At 50.4% G+C, this 802-nt stretch carries 1 protein-coding gene and 1 pseudogene; both read left to right on the top strand.

Features of this window, described 5'->3' with window-relative positions; all coding sequences use genetic code 11:
• Window positions 1–185, top strand: a pseudogene (locus EI28_RS13695) (sugar O-acetyltransferase); the annotation flags it as partial.
• A 3-nt stretch (window positions 186–188) separates the two neighbouring features.
• On the top strand, window positions 189–802 hold a 614-nt coding region (locus EI28_RS12370; RefSeq protein ID WP_048115274.1), incomplete at its 3' end, for a DegT/DnrJ/EryC1/StrS aminotransferase family protein.

The raw sequence follows: 802 nt of genomic DNA, 5'->3' as shown, positions 1-802 counted from the left end.
ATTGCAGAATTGGGACGCATTCTGTGGTGATGCCTGGTGTCACCATTGGAGAAAACTCAATCATTGGAGCTTTTAGTTTTGTAAATAAGGATATCCCGGCGAATGTAATTGCATACGGAGTGCCTGCACGGATAGTGAAAGCAATCGATCCTGATAGTGGAAACCCTGACTCTATTGGTGATTAAGTTATGACTTGGAAAATCCCCCTGTTTAAAATGTACTGGGACGAAGATGATGTCAGTGCCGTCAGTGAAGCGATTCGATCAGGGATGAACTGGGCAGTAGGTCCAAATGTCTCTAAATTCGAAGAAGAGATAGCGAATTATATCGGTACGAAATATTGCCTCACATTTAACTCTGGAACCTCCGCAATCCATGCAGCCCTCCTTGCCCATGGGGTCGCTCCTGGTGATGAAGTCATCGTACCCTCCTTCACCTTCATCGCGACGGCAAACACCCCCCAGTTTGTCGGGGCGAAACCGGTCTTTGCGGACATCGAGGAAACCACCTTTGGGCTGGACCCTGAAGATGTGGTCGAACGAATCACCCCTAAGACGCGGGCGATCATGCCCGTCCACTATGGAGGATGCCCCTGCAGGATCCAGGAACTGCGCGAGATTGCCGATGACCATGATCTGCTCCTGATCGAAGACGCTGCCGAGGCCTTTGGAGCATCTATTCGCGGCAGGAAAGTCGGAACCTTCGGTGACTCGGCAATGATGAGCTTTTGTCAGAATAAAGTCATCACAACTGGCGAGGGCGGTGCAATCGTGACCGATTCCCGGGAAGTATACGAAAAGAT

It is taken from the genome of Methanoculleus sp. MH98A (assembly GCF_000691865.1).
Lineage (GTDB): Archaea > Halobacteriota > Methanomicrobia > Methanomicrobiales > Methanoculleaceae > Methanoculleus.
The sequence above is the reverse complement of the archived record's forward strand: the minus strand, read 5'-3'. Positions and strand labels throughout refer to the sequence as shown.